Below are 23,015 nucleotides of genomic sequence, written 5' to 3' on the forward strand. Positions count from 1 at the left end.
TATGGAGGTATCGGGAGGCACACCGGAAGTGACCCCCGGACCAGCTCGCGAGGAGCCCGCCATGACCGCCCTTGTCCGCCCCCGTAACGGCCGAATGATCGGCGGAGTGTGCGCTGCGCTGGCACGGCGCTTCGGTACGTCGGCAACCACGATGCGAGTGATCTTCGTGGTCTCGTGTCTGCTGCCCGGGCCGCAGTTCCTGCTGTACCTGGCGCTGTGGGTGTTCCTGCCCGGCGAGAAGACCGCGGACACCGCCTGGTAGTCCGCCGTACTCGTACGCACGCCAAGGGGCGCGCACCGGATTCGTTCCGGTGCGCGCCTCTGTCGCGTACTGCGGGTACGTCAGCCTCCGAGGCCGGGCAGCGCGCCGGGCTGCACGCCGCCGAGCAGGCCCTTGAGCGGGTCGGCGCTGCGGGGTCCGCTCTTGCCGTCGGACGGCTGGGCCGTGGACAGGGCCTCGCCGGCGGTCGCCGGCAGCGTCGTGGCGCTGCCGGTGAGGGCGCTCACCCCGCCGGTCAGGGCGTCGGGGGCGCCGACGGGGAGCTTTCCGGCCAGGTCCTGCACGGGCAGCGTCGTGGTCGCGGAGCCCAGCACGCCGGTCAGGTCGGGTACGCCCGGGGCGGCCGGGGCCGCGGAGGCGCTGCCGGCGGCGGCAGCGGCGAAGGCGGCACCGAGAACGGCGGCACCGAGGGTCTTGGCAGCAGACTGCTTCATGAAGGGAACGTCCTCGCAAACGGGGGATGGGGAGCGGCTCTGCAAGCTAGCCACGCCCGGACTCCGCCGCAAACACGCGAAGGCGGCCGGGAATTGACGTTCCCGGCCGCCTCAGGTGCGGTGTGCTCAGCCTCCGAGGGAGGAAGAACCGCTGGTCGTGGCGGTCTGGCGGAACAGCCATTCGGATTTCAGCTCGGCGTAACCGGGCTTGATCACGTCATTGATCATGGCAAGGCGTTCGTCGAAAGGAATGAATGCTGATTTCATCGCATTGACTGTGAACCACTGCATGTCGTCGAGCGTGTAACCGAATGCCTCGACCAGGTGCTCGAACTCGCGGCTCATGCTGGTGCCGCTCATCAGCCGGTTGTCGGTGTTGACCGTGGTACGGAAGTGCAGCTTGCGCAGCAGCCCGATGGGGTGTGCGGCGTACGAGTCGGCCGCGCCCGTCTGGAGGTTGGACGTCGGGCACATCTCCAGCGGGATGCGCTTGTCACGCACGTACGCGGCGAGCCGGCCCAGCTTGACGCTGCCGTCGGCCGCGACCTCGATGTCGTCGATGATCCGTACGCCGTGGCCGAGCCGGTCGGCGCCGCACCACTGGAGCGCCTGCCAGATGGAGGGGAGCCCGAACGCTTCACCGGCATGGATGGTGAAGTGGTTGTTCTCGCGCTTGAGGAACTCGAAGGCGTCGAGGTGGCGGGTGGGCGGGAAGCCCGCCTCGGCGCCCGCGATGTCGAAGCCGACGACGCCGTTGCCGCGGTAGCGGTTGGCGAGTTCGGCGATCTCCAGGGCGCGGGCGGCGTGCCGCATCGCGGTCAGCAGGGCGCCGACGCGGATCCGGTGGCCGTTCGCCTTCGCGCGGCGCTCGCCCTCGCGGAAGCCGTCGGTGACGGCCTCGACGACCTCTTCGAGGGTCAGGCCGTTCTCGAGGTGCTGCTCGGGGGCGTACCGGATTTCGGCGTATACGACGCCGTCCTCGGCGAGGTCCTCGGCGCATTCGGCGGCGACGCGGAAGAGCGCGTCACGCGTCTGCATGACGGCGCAGGTGTGCGCGAAGGTTTCCAGGTATCGCTCGAGCGATCCGGAGTCGGCGGCCTCGCGGAACCAGATGCCGAGCTTGTCGGCGTCGGTCTCCGGGAGTGCCTGGTAACCCGCCTCGCGGGCGAGATCGATGATCGTGCCGGGCCGCAGACCACCGTCGAGGTGGTCGTGGAGCAGCACCTTCGGGGCGCGGCGGATCTGGTCCGCGGTGGGCGTGTTGAGGGTCTCGCTCGTCATCTGCGCACTCTAGCGCCTACGCGCGTAGATCGCTCCTGTCGATACGTAACAGTGACCGTGCGGACGGGTGGAGTACATCTGCGCTTCTGAGACTGTTCTGTCATGGCACAGCAAGCAATCCCGGTTTCCGGGCCCGCCCGGTTGGGCCGGACGGTCGGAGCGGCCCGAGCGGCCGGGGGCGGCGACCGCACGGTCTGCGGTGTGGTCCTGCTGCTTCCCGCCGGCGAACCGCTGTCGGCGCGCAGACCCTCCCCGCTGGCGTACGCCGGTGTACGGCCGCTGGCGCGGAGCCTGGCGGCGGCGGGACGGGCGGAGGGGCTCGTCGCGCACGTCGTCCGCTACCGGGGCCGCGGCTGGAACGGCTCGGACGCGCGGCTCGCGGCCGATGCGACGTGGGCGGCGGACGAGGTCGTACGGCGCTACGGCGACGTACCGGTGTGCCTCGCGGGGATAGACATGGGCGGGCGGGCGGCGCTGCACGCGGCGGACCACCCGGCCGTCAACTCCGTGCTCGCGATCGCGCCGTGGCTGCCGGACGACGATGTCGCGGCGGCGGAGGAGCCGGTGAAGCAGCTGGCCGGGCGGCATGTGCTGATCGTGCACGGCACGAATGACGAACGTACCGATCCGGAGCTGTCGTACCGGCTGGCGGAGCGGGCGAAGAAGGTCAACCGCGACACGTGCCGCTTCGAGGTCCACTCGGACGGCCACTCACTGCGCCAGCACCGCCCGGAAGTGCTGGCCCTCGCGGCGGATTTCGTACTGGGCGCGCTCTTCGGCCGCGGATACGCCCGCCCGGTGGCCGACGCGCTGGCCGCACCGCCACCGCTGGGCCTGCGCATGCCACTCGCTTCCGGCTTCGGCCACTCCCTACGGCGGTAGCACCCCCGGCCCGGCCTCACGCCTCCGGCGGGGACACTTCGGCCACCCAGCCGTACGGGAGCTCCCCGCCGTCCAGGGTGATCGCCTCCACCGCGCCCGAGCGGGGATCGATGTCGGCCGCGACGCCGTCGCCCTCGTAGCGGGGGTAGCCCGAAGCCCCCGTGCCACCGGTGGCTTCCACGACCGCCGTCCGGAGCGTGGACCCGTGGTCGGGATGGCCGTCGGCATCGGCCGCCCGGGGCTTGATCTCCACCGTGAAGCGGGCGGGCTGCGGCTGCGGAGTGGTGGGAGTCGGCATGCCTCGACGCTAGCGCCGCCACCGCCGTCCGCGCCGCACGACGCGCGCCCGGCCCCGCCCTCTGTCAGGGTCGAAAGCATGATCCGTCTGGTCCGCGCCCGCGCCGCGCACTGGTCGACGGCCGTGCCCGTACTGGCCGTCGTACTGCTGGTCCTCACCTGGGGCCGCGACCTGCCGGGGGCCGTCGTCGCGCTGCTGGCCTGCTTCCTGGCGGGCGCGGTGCTCGCCGCCGTACATCACGCCGAGGTGGTCGCCCATCGGGTGGGCGAGCCGTTCGGATCGCTCGTCCTCGCCGTGGCGGTCACGATCATCGAGGTCGCCCTGATCGTCACCCTCATGGCTGACGGCGGCGACAAGACCAGCTCGCTGGCCAGGGACACCGTCTTCGCCGCGGTGATGATCACCTGCAACGGCATCGTCGGGCTGTCTCTCCTCGTCGGCTCGCTGAAGCGGAAGGTGGCGGTGTTCAACGCCGAGGGCACGGGCGCGGCCTTCGCCACCGTCACGACGCTGGCGGGGCTGAGCCTGGCGCTGCCGACGTTCACCACCAGTGCTCCGGGGCCGGAGTTCAGCCCCGGCCAGCTCGTCTTCGCGGCGTTCTCGGCCGTAGTGCTCTACGGGCTGTTCGTGATGACACAGACCTGGCGGCACCGGGACTACTTCCTGCCCGTGACCAGCCAGGGGAAGGTGATCGACGTGGAGGAGCACGCCGATCCCCCGGCGCAGCGGACCGCGCTCATCAGTCTCGGGCTGCTGGCCGTGTCGCTCATCGCCGTGGTCGGGCTGGCGAAGGGCGTGTCCCCGACGATCGAGTCGGGTGTGGCGGCGGCCGGTCTGCCGGCCTCCGTCGTCGGTGTCGTGATCGCGCTGCTCGTGCTGCTGCCCGAGTCGATCGCCGCCGTACGGGCCGCCAGGCGCGACCGGGTGCAGACCAGTCTGAACCTGGCGCTCGGGTCGGCCATGGCGAGCATCGGGCTGACCATTCCGGCGGTCGCGATCGCCTCCGTCTGGATGGCGGGGCCGCTGCTGCTGGGGCTCGGCGCCTCGCACATGGTGCTGCTCGCGCTCACGGTGGCCGTCGGCACGCTGACCATCGTGCCGGGCCGCGCGACCCCCCTCCAGGGCGGCGTACATCTGGCGTTGCTGGCGGCCTACATGGTGCTCGCCATCAGTCCGTAGGGCGCTACTCAGGGAGCAAGTGGCCCCTGCGGGACAGCAGGAAGCGCTTGAAGGCCGCCACCGGAGGTGTGTCCGGGTGGCCGTCCAGCCATGCGACGCCGATCTCCCGTACGGCGCGAGGAGCCGTCACCGTCAGTTCCCGCACCCCGGGCCGGGCCACCGCCGGCGGCGGCAGCAGGGCGACACCCAGACCGGCCGCCACCAGCCCGCGCAGCGTCTCCGCCTCCTCCCCCTCGAACGCGACGCGCGGCTTGAAGCCCGCCTCGGCGCACAGGTCGTCGGTGATACGGCGCAGTCCGTAGCCGGGTTCGAGGGTTACGAAGGCCTCGTCGGCAGCCTCCGCGAGCCGCACCCGCTTTCGCGTGGCGAGGCGGTGGTCGTCCGGCACGACCAGGCGCAGCCGCTGCTCGTCGAGGCGGCGGGCGACCAGGTCGGGGGCGTCCGGGACGGGTGAGGTCAGGCAGAGGTCGAGGTCACCGGCGCGCAGCCGCTCGATCATGGCCTCTCCGTAGTTCTGGACGAGTTGGAAGCGGACCCGCGGATGGTCGGCGCGGAAGGCGCGGATCAGGCCCGGGACGGTCTCCGAGCCCATGGTGTGCAGGAAGCCGAAGGCGACCTTGCCGGTCGCGGGGTCGGCGTCGGCCCGTACCGAGTCCGCCGCCCGCTCGACCTCGGCCAGCGCGCGGTCGACGGTGGTGAGGAAGGTGCGGCCGGCGGGGGTGAGGGAGACCGTGCGGCCCTTGCGGGCGAAGAGGGCGACGCCCAGGTCCTCCTCCAGCCTGACCATGGCGCGCGAGAGCGTCGACTGCGGGACGGCCAACTCGTGGGCGGCGCGGGTGACGTGCTCGTGGCGGGCGACCGCCGCGAAGTAGGCGAGGCGCGGGGCGAGTACCTGCTGGATGTCTTCTTCGTAACTGCTGGGTGACAGCCGGGTCCGTGAGCTGGGGTTATGCACCATGGGATTGATTATCCCTGCTTTGTGCATTGGACGCATGAACCTGCTGTGTCTACGTTCGATGCATGCCTCCTGCCAGTACCAAGGCGTCCACCACCCATGTGGACGCCGACGCCGTTGTTGTTGACACCGACTCCCGTCTCGCCCCCTCCTCGCCCGGCTACCGCCGCATGAGTTTCGCGCTCTTCGCCGCCGGGGTGGCGACCTTCGCCCTCCTCTACTCCACCCAGGCGCTGCTGCCGCTGATCTCCGCCGACTTCGGCGCGAGCGCGAGCGCCGCGAGCTGGACCGTCTCGGCCGCCACGGGTGCGCTGGCCCTGTTCGTACTGCCGATGAGCGCCCTCTCGGAGCGCTTCGGGCGCAGCCGCCTGATGACCGTCTCGCTGACGGTCGCCGTCGCGGTCGGCCTGCTGATTCCGTTCGCGCCGTCGCTGGAGTGGCTGGTGGCGCTGCGCGCCGTTCAGGGCGCCGCGCTGGCCGGTGTGCCGGCTTCCGCGATGGCGTATCTCGCGGAGGAGGTACGGCCGAAGGCGCTGATCGCGGCGATCGGCCTGTTCGTGGCGGGCAACTCCATCGGCGGGATGAGCGGCCGCATCGTCACCGGCTGGGCGGCCCAGCTGTGGGACTGGCGCGCGGCGCTCGCCGCGGTCGGCCTGATGGCCTTGGTGTGCGTGGTGGTGTACCGGCTGATGCTGCCGAAGGCCCACCACTTCGTGCCCGGTTCGCTGAACCCGAAGGCGCTGGCGAAGACGGTGCGCGGTCATCTGGCCGATCCGCTGCTGCTGCGGCTGTACGCGATCGGCGCGCTCTTCATGACGGTCTTCGGCGCGGTCTACACGGTGATCGGCTACCGGCTGGTCGAGGCGCCCTTCAGCCTTCCGCAGGGCGTCGTCGGGTCCGTCTTCCTGGTGTATCTCGTCGGTACGGTCTCCTCGGCCGCCGCCGGAAAGCTGGTGGCCCGCCTGGGCCGCCGGGGCGCGCTGTACCTGGCTGTCTCGACGACAGCGGCCGGTCTGCTGCTCTCGGTGGCCGAAGCGCTGCCGGCCGTCCTGGCGGGCCTGGTCCTGATCACCGCCGGATTCTTCGCGGGGCACGCGGTGGCGTCGTCCTCGGTCAGCCGTACGGCGAAGACGGGGCGGGCGCAGGCTTCCGCGCTCTACCAGTCGGCGTACTACCTGGGCAGCAGCGTCGGCGGCACGCTCGGCGCGGTGGCCTTCCACGCCGGTGGCTGGGCGGGGACCGTGCTCCTCGGGCTGGTCGCGGTGCTCGGCGTCGTATCGATCACGCTGTACGGGACCCGGGTCGCCAGGGTCGAGCACCGCCAGCTCGTGGCGCTGCGCACGGGTGGCGCGGCGCGGGCCTGAGTCGTCGCTGCCGTACCGGTTTTCGCGGCTGGGCCATCATTGTCAGTGGGGTCCGGTAACTTCCCAAGGGCTGGTGCCAAAGGCGGCGAGTGGGGTGGACCGATGAGTGATGTCGTGACGACGCAGGACCTGGATTCCCGGCTGGAGAAGCACCGGACGGAGCTGACCGGGTACTGCTACCGGATGCTGGGGTCCGCCTTCGAGGCGGACGACGCCGTCCAGGACACGATGGTCCGGGCCTGGCGGAACTTCGACAAGTTCGAGGGCCGGTCGTCGCTGCGCTCGTGGCTCTACCGCATCGCGACGAACGTATGCCTCGACATGCTCAACGCGGGCAACCGCAGGGCCCGCCCGATGGACCTCACGGCGGCGACCCCGGTGGCGCAGGCCGCGCTCAATTCCCGTCCGGAGATCACCTGGCTCGAGCCGGTGCCGGACGGTCGGGTGCTGCCCTCGGTGGCCGACCCGGCGGAGACCGCCGTCTCGCGCGAGAGCGTGCGCCTCGCGTTCGTCGCCGCCCTCCAGCACCTGCCGCCGAAGCAGCGGGCGGTGCTGATCCTGCGCGAGGTGCTGGCCTGGAAGGCGAGCGAGGTCGCGGAGCTCCTGGAGACCACGGTCGCTTCGGTGAACAGCGCGCTCCAGCGGGCCCGCGCGACGATCGCCGAGCACGGCTCCAAGGAGACGGACACCGCCGATCCGCTGGACGAGGAACAGCGAAAGCTTCTGGAGCGGTACGTCGCGGCCTTCGAGGGGTACGACATGGTCGCCCTGACCGCGCTGCTCCATGAGGACGCCACACTGTCCATGCCGCCGTACGACCTGTGGCTCCAGGGCCACGACGACATCGTCGGCTGGATGCTGGGCGTCGGCGAGGTCTGCCGGGGCTCGAAGCTGCTCCCGGTCGTGGCCAACGGCACGCCCTCCTTCGCCCACTACCACCCGAGCCCGTCGGGCGACGGCAGCTTCGAGCCGTGGGCGCTCATGGTCATCGAGATCGTGGACGGCAGGGTCAGCGGGATCACGTCCTTCCTGGACACCAAGCGCTGGTTCCCGCTCTTCGATCTGCCCGCGCGTCTCGAGAAATGACGGAATTCCTTTCCGTTAATCGTTCGATCCAAGGGAGAAATCGCTTCGGAGTACCGGCGATGCGACGATTTTTCTTTTGATCCGTTACTGCCCTCCTATTGCGGCGTTGAAGAAGCGTGAAGGCCGCAAGCCCTGCGGTCGACCTCTTCATCTCGCAAGGAGAACTGATGTCGCATATCGCGAAGGCAGCCGCCGTCATCGCCGGCACCGGTGCCATCCTGGCCGGCGGGGCCGGCGTGGCCACCGCCGACGCCACAGCGCACGGTCACACCGTCGGGAACCCCGGTGTCATCTCGGGCAACGCGATCCAGGTGCCGATCCACATTCCGATCAACCTCTGCGGCAACAGCGTGAACATCGTCGGCCTGCTCAACCCGGCCTTCGGCAACGTCTGCGTGAACGAATCGAAGCACGACGCCTACGGCCACTGATTCCCCGCTTCACGCCACCGCGGCCTCCCCTGCAGGTATGGGGAGGCCGCGGTCGTGTGTCCGGCGTCAGACGTCAGACGTAGCGGTAGACGCGCCTGTGGTCGAGGAGCTGCGCGGGGGCCACATTCCACGGTGGCATCGGCTCGTCGAGACTGAAGACCCGCCCGCGCTGCGGATCGGACGCGGACAGCTTCTTGCGCGGCAGATAGCCGGAGCCGGGGTGCGCCTTCTGCCAGCGGTCCCAGAGCAGATCCATGAAGGCGTGGTGGAGCCAGAAGACGGGGTCGTTGGGCGAGGTGGCGCCCAGCATCACCCCGCCGACCCAGCGGTGCACGCGGTTGTGGTTGAACGTCGTGGTCGTGCCGCTGGGCCCCCACCCCTCGATCTTGTTCCGGAAGCCCCTGGTCACGGTGGAGTTCCACGGCGCGGCGTCGTACAGCGGATCGCTCAGCGCCTTGGCGACCTCCCGCCCGGTGGGCAGCGAGACGGGATCGGAGGGCCGGCCCAGGTTACGGGTGAGGAAGGAGCCGTCGCCGACCCGCCCGCTGATGTTCCAGTTCCCGCCGGCGTGGGCGAACGCCCCGGTCATGACCTTTCCGTCACCGGCCCGTCCCGTGCCCCCGAGGAAATCCTCCGCCCACAGCGACGAGGCGGGAGTGTTGTCCTTCGTCCAGTCCCAGTACGGAATCGACACCCCCGGATCGACGGCCCGCAAGGCGCGCTCGAACTCCAGGAGGAAGCGGCGGTGCCACGGGAAGAAGGAGGGCGTCATGTGACTCGCCCGTGGTGCTTCCTCGTCGTCGGTGACGTAGTGCAGGCCGTGCAGAGTCACGAACTCGTCGTAACGCCCCGAGCGCTTGAGCTCCAGGAACGCGCTGACCAGTCGCCTCTTCTCCGTACGGGTGAGATCGCGCTGGTTCTTTCGGGTGTACACCATGTCGGCTCTCCCGGCTCAGAGGCTGTGCAGGGGGGACGCCGACAGCTGGGCGTCGCCCAGCTCGTCGACAGCGGCACGTGCCGCGTCGAGCAGCGTCGGGAACGACTCGTAGTGGTTCACCAGGCTCAGATAGCTGCCGTCGGCACGCCGCATGACATGCAGCCGCCGGCCGTCGATGCGTACTTCGACGTCCCGTACGGCGGCAACGGTCATGGCGTCGCCGGCCGCCCCGGCGCGGGCAGCTCCGGCCGCCGCTCTCGCGGGCAGCGCGCCCCTCGCGGTCCCCTGGATGTGCCGGCCGCGGTAGGTCTCGGCGAACCGCTCGGCGAACCGCTCCTGCGCCGCGTCAGCCGTCTCCGTCGCCCCGGTCGCCCTTGTCGCCTCGGCCGGTTCAGGGCCGGTCGGGGCGCGAGTCCCTGCTCCGGGCCGCTTGGCGAGGATCGGGGCGAGTGCCCCGGCGGTACCCGCGATCACGCCCATCGCGAAGGCACCGCGCAGCAGAATGCGGCGCGTCAGGGAACCCCCTCGCACGGTCGTCGCGCTCCTGCTGCGCGTGATCAGGCCCATGCCGAACACCCCTTGCCCCTCACGTTGGTCCACTCTTCCGATGCGCACATGCCCCGGTGCTGACAACGACCCTCCGGCGAAACAGTTCGTGGGTGGCCGGCGCCAGTGCGGGACGCCGGCCACCGGATACGGAGCCTCAGTCCATGAGCAGGGCGGCGGCAGGAGTGCCCTGCAGCACCGGAGTGACCAGCCCGAGCTGCGGCAGGACCGGCTCGGGCCGCCCCCCGAGGTCGGCGCGCGGCGCGGTCACCGGCGCGCCCAGCGAGGCGCCCGGCGTCGTCAGCATCAGGCCCGAGGCTTCGGAGACGGCACGCAGCGCGCCCAGGCTGCCCTCCCCGAGCGGGTCCTTCACCGGGAGTTCCAACGTGGTCTCCGGCAACTCACTCGTGAACGGGACGGCGGGCACGGTCTTCTCCGGCAGCAGGCGGCCGGCGGCGTAACGCGGCCCGTCGGGAACGCCGGCCACGGGCACCGGCACCCCGGTGCTCAACTCCGGGGCCTCGACCGGCAGGACCCTCTCCAGGCTCTCCAGCGGAAGGTCGACAGGCACCGACGTGCCGGCGGCGGCGGGAGAGACCACCGCCGCGGTCGCCATGCATGCCATCAATGCCGCCGCGACGGAACCTCGGGTGGTCAACTTCATTGGTACGTACGTCCCCTCTGATTCGCAGACACGCTGTTGCTTGCAAGAACGAGCCAAACGCCCGAACCAGTGCATAGTTCCCCCGTCCGCAGCAACCGGCTCGGGGCAAAACGGCCACCCGAGCTCCTGAAAGGTGTGGTTTTGAAGATCCCGACGCAGACGTCCACGCAGCACATGCTGCGGGCGCACAACGCCGATCTCGCCGATCCGCTGTTCTGGCGACTGCCGCGCTCCGAACGGCTGAAAGCCTTCGCGCTGCTGCGCGGACTCGACGCCCCGGTGCTATTCGGGGAGGCCCCGGGCTCCTCCCGCAAGTCCGGCCGGCCCGGCAAAGGTTTCTACGCGCTGGTGAAGCACGCGGACGTGCTGGAGGCGAGCCGGCAGCCGCAGCGGTTCGCGAGCGCTCCGGGCGTCACCACTCCGGAACCGGCCGCATGGGCGAAAGCCGTGTTCGGAAATTCCATGGTCAACATGGACGGCACCGAGCACGCCACGATGCGCAAGATCGTCTCCCGCGCCTTCACGCCCCGCCTGCTCGCCGCCGCCGAGGAGGACATCCGCGCCGTCGCCAGGCGCGTGGTGGACGAGATGATCGCCGAGCGGCCGCGCGACTTCGTCCCGTCGGTGGCTTCCCGTATGCCGTTCGAGGTCATCTGCAACCTGATGGGTATCCCGGAGCGCTACCGGCCGGAGATCGCCGACCGCGTCAACCACGCGTCCGAGAACGTCGGCGTGCAGCGCGGTGTACGGGCCAGGCTGCGGGTGCCGGGACGCGGTCTGCGCGCCCTGGCCCATATGCAGCTCGTCATGGCGAAACTCGCCCGTGAGCGCCGCCGCCACCCCACCGACGACCTGATCTCGGCGCTGGTACGCGCGGACATCGACGGGGCCGGCCAGTCGCTCACCTCCCGCCAGCTCGGTGCCTTCTTCTCCCTGCTGCTGGTCGCAGGGGTGGAAACCACGCGCAACGCGATCGCCCACGGGCTGGCGCTGCTGACCGAACACCCGGAGCAGCACGCTCTGCTGGTGTCCGACTTCGAGAGGTACGCCGACGGGGCGGTGGACGAGATCGTCCGCCACTCGACCCCGATCATCCAGTTCCGCCGGACGGTCACGACCGAATGCGCGCTGGGCGGCCGGGAGTTCCGGCCCGGCGAGAAAGTGGTGCTCTTCTACGCTTCGGCCAATCGCGACGAGGCGGTGTTCACGGATCCCGATGTCTTCGACATCACCCGCGACCCGAATCCGCATCTCGGGTACGGCGGCGGCGGGCCGCACTACTGCCTGGGGGCACATCTGGCCCGGCAGGAGATGAAGGCCCTTTTCCATGAACTGCTCACCAGGCCGCGGGATCTGCGGGCGGTGGGAATTCCGGATCTCGTCGACTCGAACTTCGACAACCGCGTACGCGCACTGCCTTTTGCTTTCGAGCCGTCCTGATCCTGAATTCACCCGAGTGGGCGAGTTCAAAGAGTTCCGTATCGCCAATGGCCTACTGACGAGCATTCAGACAGCCCATTAGTACGACTTTCTGCCTACTGTCGAACACGTCGGCAAGCACGACGATCGTAGGAGGAGTCATGGCCAAGAGGCGCCGTCTTACCGGCACCTGTATCGGGACGGTTGCCATAAGTCTCGTCGTCGCCGGTGGTGTTCTGGGAGCAGGGGCGGCGGCAGCGCCCCACGGGACGCCTCCCCCGGTTCCGGGACCCACCGCGGACCCGGAGCCGGGTTCCACCGTGGACCCGGAGCCGGACCCGGAGCAGGGTCCGGACCCGGGGCCCGGGCCGTCCGAAAGGCCTCCGCCCGCCATCGGCGCGTACCTCGACTACGGCCCTGACGGCGTGACACGAATGGCCGAGCTGTCGGAGTGGCTGGGCGGCGCGGACCTGAAGGTCGGGCACACCTACCTGCCGGGCGACCGCTGGGAGAACATCGAAGGCCGCCCCGGGTTCCTGCGCTCCTGGGCAGAGTGGCGGCGCGGCGCGGAGGACCGGATGTTCGTCCTCAATGTGCCCATGATGGAGCGCAACGAGGAGCGTCTGGACGACGACGAGGTCCGCGACCTGCTCCAGGAGGGCGCCGCGGGCAGCTTTGACCACCATTACCGGAAACTGGCCACGCGCCTGGTGGGGCTGGGCGTGCCGGACACGGTGGTCGTCCTCGGCTGGGAGATGAACGGCACCACGTACTCGCACCGCTGCGGGCCCGATCCCGAGTCCTGGAAGCGGTACTGGAACCGCATCGTCACGGCGATGCGTTCCGTTCCCGGCCAGAAGTTCCGCTTCGACTTCGCCCCGAACCGCGGCATCGACGCGATTCCGTGGACCGAGTGCTACCCCGGCGACGACGTCGTGGACATCATCGGCATGGACTCGTACGACCAGCCGCCCGGCGACACCTTCGACCAGCAGGTGTCGGACCCGTACGGGCTGCAGAAGCAGGTCGACTTCGCCGCCGAGCACAACAAGGCGATCTCCTACCCGGAGTGGGGGCTCTTCCGCAACGGCGACAACCCCGAGTACATGAGCCGGATGCTCGACTGGATGGCCCGGCACAAGCCGCTGTACCAGACCATCACCGACTACTGCCCGCACGGCGTCTGGCAGTGCGACGAGAACCCCCGGTCGTCGGAGGTCTTCCGCTCGAAGCTGTTCGGCTGGCAGACGCCCGTGACGCAGAAGCCGCCGTCCACGCCCCCGTCCGCGCCACCGGTCTCGACGCCCCCGCAGGCGCCCGCGCCCTCCCCGACGAAGCCCGCGGAGATCAAGCCGGTCAAGCCCACGCCGACCGAGCCGCCGGGGAAGCCGGGCTCGGAGGACTGGTGCGTGCCGATGGAGCTGGGCGAGTGGATCAACCAGTGGGTGCGGGACTTCACGGTCTGTGTGAAGCCCGACTTCCCGAAGCGCTGGGAGTCCTGACGGCGCCCGAAGTCCGCACAGCGCCGTCCGCCCGCCAGCTGTTCACCCGGTCACGCCAGTCACGCGCCGCGGGAAAGCGCGTGTTCACGGTCTCGGCGGCCCGGTCCCGCATGGTCACCTGCGACTCGCGCACGCGCAGCAGGGGTTCCAGGCCGGGCCGGGCCAGCAGCAGTCGCTGGTTGGTGACTGCCTGCGGCTGCCAGTGGTTCTTGTACGGTTCCGAGCCGCGCAGCAGGCTCAGCACGCCGCGGCCCGAGCCCGAGGCCATGCGGGCGGCCAGGTGCGCCTCCTGGCGCAGCAGCATCGTCGTCACGTCCACCTTCTTGTCCCGCAGCCCCGGATCGGCGCCGTACAGGTAGCCGCCGGACAGGAGGCCGGACTGGAGGGTCATGCTCACCGCCACCACCTCGCCGCCCAGCAGGAATTCGGTGAGCGCGGCGTCGCCGTCCTTCCCCATCCGCTGCCCGGCGCGCACCAGATGCTCGGCGAAGCGCGGCCTGAGGTGCTCGACGTTGACGCCGCGGCCCCGCCACTGGAGTTCGTGCAGGCGCAGCAGACGGCCGACCGCGCCGGGCACCTCGTGCTCGGACACCACGCGGCTCTCGATGTCGAGTGCGTCGATCTTGCGCAGTTTGGCGCGTACGCGCTGGGCGCGGCTGCTCTGCATCCGCTTGACGAGGTCGTCGATCGGCTCGGCGGGCAGCTCCATGCAGGTCGAGTCCATGAGCCGGGCCCGGGCGCCGGTCCATCTGTCGTACAGCAGCTCGGCCGCCGCCCCCGGCCGGACCTCCCGGAGGTCGATCACCGCCTGGCGGGCGGCGCGGACGAGACCTCTTTCGAGTGCGGTGACGGCGCTCATGGCCTCGTCGTCGTCGACGAGTACGTCGGAGAAGTCGGAGATCGCGCCGCCGATGGGCACGAGCAGCGGCATCGGGCGGTGCACGAGCATCAGCGGCGCGGCGCCGATCAGCCGGCCGTCGCGGCGGGCCAGTACGACGCGGAGCCGGCCGTTCGTTCCGTACGAGAGCCACCACGAGTGGAGCCAGGCGTGGCTCTGGAACGGCGTGGACGAGGCGCAGCGGCGACGGAGCGCGTCCCATTCCTGCCGGAGATCGGCGAACCGCCGGGGGTCGCGGCACAGCGTTACGGTGAGGCCCCGGTGCTGGTGCTGGTGCTGGTCCTGGGCCTGGTGCTGGTGCTGGTGCTGGTGCTGGTTCCCGGCCATCAGACCAGCTCCCGCTCGGCGTTGGCGTGGGCGGTGGAAGGGGCGGGCACGGACGCCGACGCCGCCCTGTGGGCGCGCTTCGGCCTCACGAGCAGGGCCAGTCCGCCGAGGAGGCCGCCCGTGCATCCGCCCACCGCCGCGCTGATCGGGACGGACGGAGAGGCCTGCTCGGTCGGCGTGATCGCCTGGGAGAAGACGAGCAGCTTGACTCCGGTGTTCTTGGAGACGTGATTGCTGCTGACGAACACAGCGTCCGCGACGGCGTTGGCGATGTCCGCGGCCGCCGCCGGCTTGGCGGCGGTGCCGGTGATCGCGATCATCGGCGAGTCGGGGGACGTCTCCGTGCTGACCTGGGTACGGAGAGCCTTCGGCGGGACGCCCGCCGCCACGCGCGCGTACGCGAGCGTGGAGTCGCTGGTGGTGATCCGGCCGTACGCCTGGGCGTAGCCGAGCGCCGCGCTCGGCTCGGTGCCCTTGGCGGGGACTGCCACGACATAGCTGGTGGCGGCGTACTCCGGGGTCTTCAGGGCGCCGTAGGAGACTCCGCACACCGTGCCGAGCAGGGCGCACACGGGGACGGGCCACCATGCGGGGAGAGGAACGGCTTTGATCCTGGGCTTGGTCCTGGGCTTGATCTGTTTGATCCGTGCGAGCAGTCGGCTGATCCGTCCGGGGGCGGCGGACTGCTGCTGCTGCTCGGGCGACTCGGTCATTGGCGTGCTTCTCTCCTGGTCGAGGGAGCGGAGGCTGGGGCGAGGGCGTGTGCGTACACGTCCATGAGGCGTGCGCTGCTGCGCGCGATGTCGTAGTGGCTGACCGCGGGTGGCGGCACCAGGCGGCGCACTCCGCCCTCCATCTGCTGCCGCAGAGCCGCCGTCAGCTCACCGACGCTGCCGCTGATGCGCCGGGCGCCGGGCGAGTGGCCACGGGGCAGGTCGTCGATGGCGGGGCAGGTGCGGTGGAGTACGGGCAGGCCTGCGGCCAGCGCTTCCACCACGGCCAGGCCGAAGGCTTCCTCGCGTGACGTCGACACGAAGACGTCCATGGCGGAGAGCAGCGCGGGGATCGCGGGGATGGGGGGGCGGGTGTTGGTGTTGGTGCCGGTGTCGGTGCTGTCGCATTCGCCCAGGAAGCGGATGCGGTCCGTGGCTCCCAGGCGCGCGGTCAGCGTGCGCAGTGCGTCTGTCTCGGGGCCGTCACCGGCCAGCAGGAGCCATGCGCCGGGCAGGGCCGCCACCGCGCGGACCAGCACGTCGAAACGTTTTCCGGGGACGATCCTGCCCACGCCGCCGACCACGAACGCGTCGGCCGGTACCCCCAGTTGCGCACGGGTGGCGAGCCGGCGCGTGGCGTCGAAGCGGAAGCGCGCGGCGTCGATTCCGTTCGGTACTACGTGGATTCGCGCCGCCGGTACGCCCCAGTCGCGCAGCCGCCCGGCCACGGTCGCGGAGACGGCGACGGTGGCCGCGCCCAGGCGTTCCGTCCCCAGGTACAGCGCGCGGGCGCCGCGGGTGAGCGGGCGGCCTTCGATCTCCGTCCGGCCCAGCGAGTGCTCCGTGGCGACCGTGGCCCTGACCCCGGCCAGCCGTGCGGCGATCCGCCCGTACACGCAGGCGCGGTACAGGTGCGTGTGGACCAGGTCGTACTTGCCCCGGCGGACCAGTCGGGTCAGGGCGGGCAGGGCCTTGAGGTCCCGGTTGCCCTGTATCCCCAGGTGCAGGACCCGGACGCCGTCCGCGCGCAGGCCTTGGGCCACCGGGCCCGGGTTCGTCAGCGTAACGACGTCGCAGGGCACGGGCAGGTGACGCAGCAGCAGCCGCAGCTGCTGCTCGGCGCCTCCGATGCCGAGTCCGGTGATGATGTGCAGCGCCTTCATCGGACGGCCCCGGGCAGGGTGAAGCGGTGCCGCAGGCGCTTCGCCGACAGGCGCAGGCCGCGGTCGGCGTGGCTGATGTGCGTGCGCGCCAGGGCGTACGGGCCGTGGAGCGGACCGGGGGTGATCGCGAAGCCGTGGGTGTAGCCGGCGGCGCGTACCGCTTCGATCGACCTGCGGTCGGCCTTGCCGTACGGGTAGCAGAAGCTGTCCGGGGCCGTGCCGGTGATCTCCCGGATCAACTCGCGGCTGTGGAGGGTCTCCTGGCGCAGTACGTCGGCGGGAAGGCCCGGCAGGCCTTGGTGGTACAGGCCGTGGGAGCCGATGTGCATGCCCGCCGCCGCCACCTCGCGGATTTCCGCTTCCGTCAGCAGGCGCTTGCGCGGGCCCAGCGGGTCCCACTCGTTGGTTCCGCCGCAGCGGCCGGGCAGCACGAACACCGTCGCCGTGCACTCGTGCCGGCGCAGCACCGGCAGTGCCTCGTGCAGGAAGTCGGCGTATCCGTCGTCGAAGGTCAGGCCGACCAGGCGGGCGGCGCGGCCCGCCGCGTGGGCGCGCAGCAGCGTGCCGGCGTCGACGCCGGTGAGTCTGCGGCGACGCAGCCAGGCCAGCTGCCGGTCCAGCCGGTCGCGGGCGACGGTGATGCCGTACGGGTCGTCCGCCGGGTCGGCCACCGAGTGGTACATCAGGACCCACGGGTGGGCGGAGCGCGGGGGGTGGGGTGCGGGGCGTACGGCGCGGCGGGTCGCCGTTTCAGCGGCCATTACGGAACCTCTGTCGGGTGAGGGCCAGCAGGTGAACGACCTCCGGAGCTCTTACCGCGAGTCCGGAGAGGACGAATACGGTCGGGACGAGTACGCAGCCGGTCGCCACGCTCAGGACGGGAGCGGCGACCACGGGGGCGGCCAGCCAGCCCGCTGCGGCGGCCACCGCCGCGGCGGCCGTCAGGCGGCCCAGGGACGCGGTGACGGCTCGCACCCGGATCGGGACCACGCGCGAGCCGAGGCCGCCGAGGAGGAGCAGCGCCGTCGTACTGATGCCGATGGCGTTGGCGGCCGCGATGCCGTGGACGCCGAAGGGGCCTGCCGCGGCCGCGCCGGCCACGGTGGTGACGGCCAGGCCTGCGGCCATCGCGGCGGCCGGGTACCAGGTGGGGCGGCCCGCGGAGAAGAACGGTCTGCTGAGGGCGCCCACCAGGCAGTGGCCCAGGAGGCCTGCCGCGTACACGCGCATGACGGTTGACGTGGTGGCTGTGTCCTGGGCGTCGAACGCGCCGCGTTCGAAGAGGACTTGGATGAGTTGCGGCGCGTAACCCAGGACGAGTGCCGTGCCGAGGAGTACGACCATCGCGGCCAGGGCCAGGTCCCTTTCGACCCTGCGGCGGGCGCCCTCGTGGTCTCCCTCGGCCATGGCTCGGGCGACCACCGGGTACGTCACCGTGCAGATCATGAGGGACAGCACCATCGGCATCTGCGCGACCTTCTGCGCGTAGTTCAGGTGCGAGATGGCGCCGCCGGGGAGGGACGAGGCGAGGAAGCGCTCGACCAGGACCTGGGCCTGGCGGCTTACCGCGAAGAGGACTACGGGGGCCAGCACTGCCGTGACGAGGAGTGGGGCGGTGGATGTGGTGGTGGCTGTGGCAGGGGTGGGGTGGGGGCGCGGGCGGCGCGTCAGCGTCAGGAACGTGGGGAGCTGGGTCAGGACCATCAGGAGGCTGCCCACGGCCACGCCGGCCGCGGCGGCTCGTACGCCCCAGAAGGAGTGCAGGGTCAGCATCGTGGCGATGATGCCGAGGTTGTACGCCGCGTAGACGCCGGCCGGGTGCAGGAACCTGCCGTGGGCGCGCAGGGCGGCGCTGAAGTATCCGGTGATGCCGAAGGTCAGCACGGTGACGGCCGTCAGGCGGGTGCACTGGGTCGCCAGTTGGGGGTCGCTGAAGCCCGGGGCGAGGATCTGCACGATCCAGGGTGCGAGGAGGAAGAGGAGGCCGGTTACGCAGGCCAGGAGTGCCAAGAGCTTTGGAAGTGTTGACCGGACCAGGGCTCTTACTGCGTGCGGGGCGGTCTGCTTGCGCTGCAGGGCGTAACTGAAGGCGGGGACCAGGAGGAGCGCCATCGCGTCCTCGATCAGGAGGGTCGAGGCCATTTCCGGCACGGTCCAGGCGATCAGGAAGGCGTCGCTGTCCACGCTCGCGCCGAAGAGGTGGGCGATCGCCTGGTCCCGTACGAGGCCCAGAAGTGCGCCTGCCGCGGTCAGGGCCGCGGTGACGGCGGCGGCCCGCGCCAGAAAGCCGCCCAGCTTCGGTGGGGCGGTGCGGCCGGGGGCGGCGGGCGTTGCGGCCGGGCGGGGCGGTCGCGGGGGCTCCGGGGCCGGTGCCGCGCCGGGGCGGCCGTTCTCGGACACCGCGCTCGCGACGCTCGGCCCGCGGGGGCCTCCCTGGCTTCGTGCGGCTGCGCCGGACTCCGTCCGTCGGGCAGGGGCGGCCCCCTGGTCCGGGGCGCCGGCGCCCGGGGCCCCTGGGGGCGCGGGCTTCGGTGTCGGTGCCGCGCCGGGGCGTCTCCTCGGGCGCCGAACGTTCGGGGAGGCGCCGCCTCGTTCGGGCTCGTTGCGTTCGACGCCCTGCGGGGAGCGCCCCGGCACGTCCCCTCCTGGCACCGTGGGACGTTCGGCGGGGCGAGGCTCGTCGAGGGCCGGCGTCGGGTGGGCGGGGGCGTCGGTCATTCCGTCACCTCGGACGGGGCCAGGGCCCACCAGGCCGCGAGGCCCAGGATGATTCCGGTGAGGACGGTCGAGGGGCCGCCGATGTCGGCGTAGAGGAAGTCGACCGTCTGCCAGAGGGTGAGGCCTACTGCCGCCAGGCCGCAGTCCGCGGCTCTGGGCTTTTTGGTCAGGCGCGTGATGCCTGTTGTCAGGATCGCTGCCCAGGCGCCCACGAATGCCGTCAGGCCGATCAGGCCCTGTTCGCTGAGGATGAGGAGGTACATGTTGTGGGGGGAGAGGAGGGGTTGTTTGTGGAATTCCTGGCCCGCCCCTGCGGTGTCGCTGCCCGCGGAGAGGCCGATCGAGGCGTGGGCGTCCCGGTGGGCCGGGAAGGCTTTGAGGCCCACGCCGGTGGCCGGGTTGTCCTGCCACATGCTCGCCGCGGCGGCCCACATCGTGTAGCGGTCGGTTACCGAGCGGTCGGGCGCTTCGGTCACCTCGGTGATGGTGGTGAGGCGTTGGGAGATCATTTCCGAGCCGATGCCGAAGCCGCCGATGAGAATGACCGCGACCGCGGTGAGGGTGGTCAGGGCTTTTACTGCCTGGCGTCGGCCCGTCAGGAGGATCATGGCGAACGCCGCGACCGCTGTGGCGATCCAGGCTCCTCGGCTGAAGGAGAGGGTCAGGGGGACTACGAGTGCCGCTGCTGTGGCGGTCGCGCACGGGCGCAGCCAGCGGGGAGCGTTCTGGGGGGTGCGCAGTGCCAGGGCCAGGGCTGCCAGGAGGCCGTAGGAGACCACTGTGGCCATTCCCATGACGTCGGTGGGGCCGAAGGTGCCCACCGCTCGGATGTCCTCGCCCATGTACGACGCGCCTGTGGCGGTGGCGTACTGGTATACGCCGGTGGCCCCTTGTACCAGGGCGAGGACGACCAGGGCGCCTGTGATGGTGCGGAAGTGGGTCGGGGTGCGGAGGACGATCACTACCGCTGCGGGGACCAGGACGAAGACCTGGAGGTAGCGGACGAATCCGGTGACGGCGGCTGTGGGGTCCGTGGCGGTCGCCGTTGCCACGGCGATCGCTACTGCGGGGATGCCGAGGACCAGCGCGGCCGGGAGCGTGAGCGGGCGTCGGCGATGGTGCAGGACTGCGGCCACGGAACAGATCACCAGGGCGCACGATGCGATGTCCGCCGGGGTGACGTTGGCGGATGTGCCTGCTCCTGCGGACTGGATGGGTACCGCCAGGAGGAGAACTGTGGCGATGAGGGGCAGTAGCGGGACGCGCGGGCGCGGTACCGGTGTGGTCCACAGGACGGTCATGCTCAGCTGCCTCCGAGCCGGAACAGGGAAGCGGCGGTGCGCGTGAGGATGCACACGTCCTGCCAGAGCGACCAGGTCTCGATGTAGTGGTTGTCGAAGCGGGCGCGGTCCTCGATGGAGGTGTCGCCGCGCAGTCCGTTCACCTGGGCCAGGCCGGTGATGCCCACGGGCATCCGGTGGCGGGCCTGGTAGCCGGGGTATGCGTGGCTGAACTTCTTGACGAAGTACGGGCGTTCGGGGCGGGGGCCCACCAGACTCATGTCGCCGCGCAGGACGTTCCAGAGCTGGGGCAGCTCGTCGAGGGACGTGCGGCGCAGGATGCTGCCCGTGACGCTCATGCGGTGGTCGAGGGCGACGCTCCAGCGGGTGGCGGACTCGTGCTCGTCGGCGCGGAGCGTACGGAACTTCAGCAGGGTGAAGGAACGGCCGTCGCGGCCGATGCGCTCCTGGCGGAAGATGACGCCGGGGCCGTCGGACAGGCGTACGGCGAGGGCGCAGACGGCCATGACCGGCGCTGCGGCGAGCAGGGCCACGGCGGCTACGAAGGCGTCCATGGCTCGCTTTGCCGCGCGTGACAGTGGTCTGGTGGGGCGGGTGGGGACTGGTCGTACGGCGAAGCCCCAGAGGTGGTCCTGGGGTGAGGTCGTGGCGGCTGCGCGGCCCTCGAGCTGCCACAGCCGGCAGTCGTGCTCGGCCAGGAGCGCTACGAGCGCGTCGGGGGTCTGATCGGGTGCGTGGGTGATGACCGCGTGGCGTACGGAGTTCTGGATCACCGCGCGGCTGACGTCCTCCAGGGTGGCCAGGACCGGCAGTGGTTCCGCGCCGGTGCCGTCGGTGGGCGTCTGGTCGACTCTGCCGACCGGGCGCATTCCGTACTCGGGCCTGGCGTGCAGGGCCGCTGTGACCTGGTTCGCGACCGGGCCGCGGCCCACGATCAGAGCCGACTGCGGGCGGCGGGCGGCCTTGCGGCGGCGGGCCCGGTAGACGAGGTCGCGGCCGGCGCCGCTCAGGAGTGTCTGTGTCGCCACGGCGAGGGTGAGGGTGCTCCAGGGGACGGCGTGTTCCGGGGCGTACGCCGTGAGGGCCTCTGCCGTGGCGTACCACTGGATCAGGGCGAGGAGGAGGAGTGCGGGGAGCTCGGTGAGTGCGGAGGGGGACAGGCGTCCGCGGTAGAGGCCGCGGTAGGTGTGCAGCGCCAGCATGAGCGCCGCGAGGGGGGCGAAGACCGCTGTCGGCCACGGCATCAGGGCCAGCGTGAGGGCCACCGCGAGCGTATCTGCGGCGATCAGTCCCGCCACGGGGCCGCGTCGGCGGATGCTGCGCGGGGCGCGGGGCGCGGGGCGGCGGCCGGTGGCGCTCCTTGGCGGGTGGACCGACGGCGCGAGGGGTACGGCCGTGGCCTGGGCGGTGTTGGGCGCGAACGCACTCTCCGTCGTCATCGCTCGGTCCTCGTCGTGGGTCGGTGCAGGCTGAGAAGTTCCCGGTAGAGGCGGGAGACGGCTTCGGCCGTCCGGCGTACGTCGCAGGACGACCGGGTGTGGGTCTGGGCGGCGTGGCCGAGGGACTCGCGGAGTCCGGGGTCGGTCAGCAGTGTGGTGAGCGCCGCCACCAGAGCCGCCGGGTCCTCGGGCGGTACGAGGCAGTGGGTTTCGTGGCCGGGCGGCAGGCTCTCTCTGGCGCCGCTCACGTCGGTCAGCACGACGGGCCTGCCGCAGGCCATGGCTTCGAGCGGGGCAAGGGCCATGCCCTCCCAGCGGGACGGGAGCACGACGATGTCGGCCGCGTGGAACCAGGGGCGGGTGTCCCGGCTCGCGCCCGCGAACAGCACGCCGGGCGGGGCGTCCGCCGTCAGCCGGTCGCGGTCCGGGCCGTCGCCGACGAGGACGAGCCGGGCGCCGGGCACCGCCGAGGCCACCTGGTGCCAGGCCCGCAGCAGGATGTCCTGGCCCTTCTGGTGGCACAGGCGGCCGACGCAGACGACCAGCGGGGTTTCGGCCGGCATCCCGGACAGGAGGGGCAGTGCGGCGCGGGCGGGGGCGCGGCTCGCGCCCTCGTCGGGGCGGAAGTGGCCAAGGTCGATGCCGTTGCGGATCACCGACCAGCGGGCGGCGATGCCGGCCTCCTCGCCTGTTCTGCGTTCGGTCTCGCTGACGCAGAGAGTCCTGGCCGTCCACCGGGTTCCGTACTGCTCCCATTTGCGGGCCAGTGCGGCCTCCCGTCCCCGTACGGCTTCGAAGGACCAGGCGTGGGGCTGGAAGACCGTCGCGACCCTGCCGCGTACGGCGAGCCTGCCCGCGAGGCCGGCCTTGGCGCTGTGGGCGTGGACGACATGGGGGCGGCTCCGGCGGATCAGCCGGGCGGCGGTCATGACTTCGCCGGGCAGGGCGGGGCCGGGAGCGCGTTCGGCGTTCCAGGTGTGTACGTGGGCTCCGGCCGCCGCGGCCTCCGAGGCCAGCGCGCCGCCCGGGGGGCACGCCACAACGGTTCGCAGACCTTCGCTCGTCTGCGCTCTGACGAGATCGGTGACAACGCGCGCGACTCCCCCCTCCACCGGCTGAACCAGGTGAAAAACCGTCAGTTGGCCCTGCTCAGTCCAACTTCGTTGCAGCACGTGCGGCTCTCTTCGTACGTGGACCG

Annotated in this window: 23 protein-coding genes; 8 read left to right on the plus strand and 15 right to left on the minus strand. The window is 71.3% G+C overall.

The annotated features are described in order from the left end of the window. The first annotated feature begins 61 nt into the window (after positions 1-61). Positions 62-262 (plus strand): PspC domain-containing protein, encoded by a 201-nt coding sequence (locus tag AC1P0E_RS12400; RefSeq protein WP_482742236.1) that lies wholly within the window; start codon positions 62-64, stop codon positions 260-262. Positions 263-342: 80 nt separating this feature from the next. Here the strand turns inward: AC1P0E_RS12400 and AC1P0E_RS12405 are convergent, their stop codons facing one another. Further along, positions 343-714 (minus strand): ATP-binding protein, encoded by a 372-nt coding sequence (locus AC1P0E_RS12405; RefSeq protein WP_482742237.1) that lies wholly within the window; start codon positions 712-714, stop codon positions 343-345. A gap of 126 nt (positions 715-840) precedes the next feature. Continuing rightward, positions 841-1,995 carry an adenosine deaminase gene (locus AC1P0E_RS12410; RefSeq protein WP_482742238.1) on the minus strand — a complete coding sequence of 385 codons (1,155 nt, stop codon included), beginning with the start codon at positions 1,993-1,995 and terminating at the stop codon, positions 841-843. Positions 1,996-2,097: 102 nt separating this feature from the next. Between AC1P0E_RS12410 and AC1P0E_RS12415 the strand changes: the two genes are divergently transcribed. Then, the gene (locus AC1P0E_RS12415; RefSeq protein WP_482742239.1) at positions 2,098-2,877 is read left to right on the plus strand and encodes an alpha/beta hydrolase family protein; all 780 of its coding nucleotides are present in this window, start codon (positions 2,098-2,100) and stop codon (positions 2,875-2,877) included. Between the two features lie 16 nt (positions 2,878-2,893). Here the strand turns inward: AC1P0E_RS12415 and AC1P0E_RS12420 are convergent, their stop codons facing one another. After that, complete coding sequence (locus tag AC1P0E_RS12420) at positions 2,894-3,175, minus strand: hypothetical protein (RefSeq protein ID WP_482742240.1); 282 nt, start codon at positions 3,173-3,175, stop codon at positions 2,894-2,896. Between the two features lie 78 nt (positions 3,176-3,253). On the opposite strand from AC1P0E_RS12420, the gene AC1P0E_RS12425 reads away from it, so the two are divergent. Then, positions 3,254-4,354 carry a calcium:cation antiporter gene (locus AC1P0E_RS12425; RefSeq protein ID WP_482742241.1) on the plus strand — a complete coding sequence of 367 codons (1,101 nt, stop codon included), beginning with the start codon at positions 3,254-3,256 and terminating at the stop codon, positions 4,352-4,354. Positions 4,355-4,358: 4 nt separating this feature from the next. Here AC1P0E_RS12425 and AC1P0E_RS12430 read toward each other — a convergent pair whose 3' ends face one another. After that, entirely contained in the window at positions 4,359-5,312 is a 954-nt protein-coding gene (locus tag AC1P0E_RS12430; protein ID WP_482742242.1) for a LysR family transcriptional regulator, read from the minus strand. Between the two features lie 62 nt (positions 5,313-5,374). Here AC1P0E_RS12430 and AC1P0E_RS12435 point away from each other — a divergent pair, with 62 nt between their 5' ends. The 3 genes from AC1P0E_RS12435 (at position 5,375) to AC1P0E_RS12445 (ending at position 8,190) form a co-directional block, all read left to right on the plus strand. Further along, complete coding sequence (locus tag AC1P0E_RS12435) at positions 5,375-6,673, plus strand: MFS transporter (protein WP_482742243.1); 1,299 nt, start codon at positions 5,375-5,377, stop codon at positions 6,671-6,673. Positions 6,674-6,775: 102 nt separating this feature from the next. Beyond that, positions 6,776-7,759, plus strand: coding sequence for a sigma-70 family RNA polymerase sigma factor (locus tag AC1P0E_RS12440; RefSeq protein WP_482742244.1), 984 nt, complete (start codon positions 6,776-6,778; stop codon positions 7,757-7,759). 167 nt (positions 7,760-7,926) lie between these two features. Beyond that, positions 7,927-8,190, plus strand: a complete 264-nt coding sequence (locus AC1P0E_RS12445) for a chaplin (protein ID WP_482742245.1) — start codon at positions 7,927-7,929, stop codon at positions 8,188-8,190. Positions 8,191-8,263: 73 nt separating this feature from the next. Here the strand turns inward: AC1P0E_RS12445 and AC1P0E_RS12450 are convergent, their stop codons facing one another. From AC1P0E_RS12450 to AC1P0E_RS12460, 3 genes are all read right to left on the minus strand, one after another. Next, positions 8,264-9,124, minus strand: a complete 861-nt coding sequence (locus AC1P0E_RS12450; protein WP_482745734.1) for a tyrosinase family protein — start codon at positions 9,122-9,124, stop codon at positions 8,264-8,266. An 18-nt stretch (positions 9,125-9,142) separates the two neighbouring features. Next, complete coding sequence (locus AC1P0E_RS12455; RefSeq protein ID WP_482742246.1) at positions 9,143-9,694, minus strand: tyrosinase family oxidase copper chaperone; 552 nt, start codon at positions 9,692-9,694, stop codon at positions 9,143-9,145. Positions 9,695-9,830: 136 nt separating this feature from the next. After that, positions 9,831-10,289, minus strand: coding sequence for a hypothetical protein (locus tag AC1P0E_RS12460; protein ID WP_482742247.1), 459 nt, complete (start codon positions 10,287-10,289; stop codon positions 9,831-9,833). Positions 10,290-10,511: 222 nt separating this feature from the next. Between AC1P0E_RS12460 and AC1P0E_RS12465 the strand changes: the two genes are divergently transcribed. Both AC1P0E_RS12465 and AC1P0E_RS12470 read left to right on the plus strand, forming a co-directional pair. Further along, entirely contained in the window at positions 10,512-11,777 is a 1,266-nt protein-coding gene (locus AC1P0E_RS12465) for a cytochrome P450 (RefSeq protein ID WP_482745735.1), read from the plus strand. A 140-nt stretch (positions 11,778-11,917) separates the two neighbouring features. Continuing rightward, a complete protein-coding gene (locus AC1P0E_RS12470) occupies positions 11,918-13,258 on the plus strand; it encodes a glycoside hydrolase family 26 protein (RefSeq protein WP_482742248.1) in 1,341 nt (446 codons plus the stop codon). Here AC1P0E_RS12470 and AC1P0E_RS12475 read toward each other — a convergent pair. From AC1P0E_RS12475 to AC1P0E_RS12510, 8 genes are all read right to left on the minus strand, one after another. Continuing rightward, positions 13,212-14,483, minus strand: coding sequence for a GNAT family N-acetyltransferase (locus AC1P0E_RS12475; RefSeq protein ID WP_482742249.1), 1,272 nt, complete (start codon positions 14,481-14,483; stop codon positions 13,212-13,214). The genes AC1P0E_RS12470 and AC1P0E_RS12475 overlap by 47 nt on opposite strands. Continuing rightward, positions 14,483-15,196, minus strand: coding sequence for a YveK family protein (locus tag AC1P0E_RS12480; protein WP_482742250.1), 714 nt, complete (start codon positions 15,194-15,196; stop codon positions 14,483-14,485). The genes AC1P0E_RS12475 and AC1P0E_RS12480 overlap by 1 nt, the downstream gene beginning before the upstream one ends. Continuing rightward, positions 15,193-16,359 carry a glycosyltransferase gene (locus AC1P0E_RS12485; protein WP_482742251.1) on the minus strand — a complete coding sequence of 389 codons (1,167 nt, stop codon included), beginning with the start codon at positions 16,357-16,359 and terminating at the stop codon, positions 15,193-15,195. The genes AC1P0E_RS12480 and AC1P0E_RS12485 overlap by 4 nt, the downstream gene beginning before the upstream one ends. Next, positions 16,356-17,120 (minus strand): polysaccharide deacetylase family protein, encoded by a 765-nt coding sequence (locus AC1P0E_RS12490; RefSeq protein ID WP_482742252.1) that lies wholly within the window; start codon positions 17,118-17,120, stop codon positions 16,356-16,358. Before AC1P0E_RS12490 ends, AC1P0E_RS12485 begins: the two co-directional genes overlap by 4 nt. After that, a complete protein-coding gene (locus tag AC1P0E_RS12495; protein WP_482742253.1) occupies positions 17,110-18,759 on the minus strand; it encodes a lipid II flippase MurJ in 1,650 nt (549 codons plus the stop codon). Before AC1P0E_RS12495 ends, AC1P0E_RS12490 begins: the two co-directional genes overlap by 11 nt. Before the next feature lie 314 nt (positions 18,760-19,073). Then, positions 19,074-20,378 carry an O-antigen ligase family protein gene (locus AC1P0E_RS12500; RefSeq protein WP_482742254.1) on the minus strand — a complete coding sequence of 435 codons (1,305 nt, stop codon included), beginning with the start codon at positions 20,376-20,378 and terminating at the stop codon, positions 19,074-19,076. Between the two features lie 2 nt (positions 20,379-20,380). Further along, positions 20,381-21,817, minus strand: a complete 1,437-nt coding sequence (locus tag AC1P0E_RS12505) for an exopolysaccharide biosynthesis polyprenyl glycosylphosphotransferase (protein ID WP_482742255.1) — start codon at positions 21,815-21,817, stop codon at positions 20,381-20,383. Beyond that, positions 21,814-22,989, minus strand: a complete 1,176-nt coding sequence (locus tag AC1P0E_RS12510) for a glycosyltransferase family 4 protein (RefSeq protein ID WP_482742256.1) — start codon at positions 22,987-22,989, stop codon at positions 21,814-21,816. Before AC1P0E_RS12510 ends, AC1P0E_RS12505 begins: the two co-directional genes overlap by 4 nt. Positions 22,990-23,015: the final 26 nt, after the last annotated feature.

It is taken from the genome of Streptomyces sp. TRD_SC_5, from assembly GCF_056836825.1.